Source organism: Desulfuromonas sp. CSMB_57, assembly GCF_020194955.2.
GTDB lineage: Bacteria > Desulfobacterota > Desulfuromonadia > Desulfuromonadales > Syntrophotaleaceae > JAFCIY02.
The window spans coordinates 1-1,805 of record NZ_JAFCIY020000005.1 but is presented as its reverse complement, the minus strand read 5'-3'; the positions used below and the strand labels follow the sequence as shown (position 1 = coordinate 1,805).

The following is a 1,805-nucleotide window of genomic DNA, read 5'->3' as shown; positions in this document are numbered from 1 at the left end:
TTGATGATGGCGTCGAACTTGCACTTGTCCAAGCAGGCGCCGCACTTGATGCAGGCGGCCTGATCGATGATGTGCACTTCCTTCGCCTTGCCGCTGATGCAGTTGACCGGGCAAACCTTGGCGCACAGCGTACAGCCGACGCACTTCTCGGGCACCACGACGAATTCCAGCAGTTCGGCGCAGACGCCCGCCGGGCACTTCTTGTCGACCACGTGGGCGCGGTACTCGTCTTCGAACACGCGCATGGTCGACAGCACCGGGTTGGGCATGGTCTGGCCCAAACCGCACAGGGCGGTGTCCTTGATGTTCACGGACAGGGAGCGCAGCTTCTCCAGGTCCTCCATGGTGCCCTGGCCCAGGGTGATCTTGTCCAGCAGCTCATACAGACGACGGGAACCGATGCGGCAGGGGGTGCACTTGCCGCAGCTCTCGTCCATGGTGAAGTCCAGGAAGAACTTGGCCACCGACACCATGCAGTCGTCTTCGTCCATGACGATCATGCCGCCGGAGCCCATCATCGACTGGCATTTCATCAGGCTCTCGTAGTCGATGGCGACATCCAGGTCCTTGTAGGTCAGGGCGCCGCCGGACGGACCGCCGGTCTGCACCGCCTTGAATGCCTTGCCGTCGGCCACGCCGCCGCCGATCTCATCAATGACTTCCTTCAGGGTGATGCCCATGGGCACTTCGATGAGGCCGACGTTGTTGATCTTGCCGACGATACAGAACACCTTGGTGCCCTTGCTGGTCTCGGTACCGATGCTGCTGTGCCAGTCGGCGCCCTTCATGATGATGGCCGGAATGTTGGCCAGGGTCTCGACGTTGTTGACGATGGTCGGCATGTTCCAGTAACCGGATTCGGCCGGGAACGGCGGCTTGGTGTACGGCTCGCCGCGGTTGCCTTCCATGGAGTTGATCAGGGCGGTCTCTTCGCCGCAGACGAAGGCGCCGGCGCCGTACTTCAGCTCGATGTCGAAGCTGAAATTGGTGCCGAGGATGTTGTCGCCCAGCACGCCGGCCGCCTTGGCCTGCTCGATGGCCATTTTCAGACGCTTGATGGCCAGCGGATATTCGGCGCGGATGTAGATGGTGCCGTTGTTGCCGCCGATGGCATAGCCGCCGATGGCCATGGCTTCCAGAACCGAATGCGGGTCGCCTTCGAGCACCGCGCGGTCCATGAACGCCCCGGGGTCGCCTTCGTCGGCGTTGCAGACGACGTACTTGCGCTCACCCTGGTATTTGGCTGCGAAGCCCCACTTCACGCCGGTGGGGAAACCCGCGCCGCCGCGACCACGCAGGCCGCTGGCCTTGATGGTTTCAATGACATCCGCCGGCTTCATTTCCGTCAGACACTTGCCCAGGGCCTGGTAGCCGCCCACGGCCAGATAGGATTCAAGGCTTTCCGGATCGATGAAGCCGGAGTTCCGGGTCGCGATTCTGAGCTGCTTTTTATCCGCCATCACTCGTATCTCCTTATCTTAAAAAACAACGCGTTCGTAGTTGACCGGGAGCACCCCGTCAACCAGTTCGCCGTTTTTGATGTACTTCTCGACCAGCACCTTGGCCTTCTCCGGCTTGATGTACCCGAACACCACCGGCTCCTTGCCCGGCAGGGTCACTTCCACCGTCGGCTCCGCGTAGCAGTAGGTCATGCAACCGGACTGCATGAATTCCACGTTGGTCAGACCCTGGGCCTGCACCGCTTCCTTCATGGCTTCCATGACTTCCTTGCCGCCGGAAGCGATGCCACAGGTCGCCAGAGATACGTTCACGATCACTTTGCCGCTTTTGGCCTGCTCGGCCGC

General features: G+C 61.4%; 2 protein-coding genes. Both read right to left on the bottom strand.

The genetic code is table 11. From position 1 onward, the window contains the following. Positions 1-1,460: NADH-ubiquinone oxidoreductase-F iron-sulfur binding region domain-containing protein (locus JQN68_RS01990; protein WP_225073924.1), on the bottom strand; the 1,460-nt coding region annotated here is incomplete at its 3' end. A gap of 18 nt (positions 1,461-1,478) precedes the next feature. Continuing rightward, positions 1,479-1,805, bottom strand: a 327-nt coding sequence (locus JQN68_RS01985) for a (2Fe-2S) ferredoxin domain-containing protein (RefSeq protein ID WP_225073923.1), incomplete at its 5' end; no start/stop codon positions are given.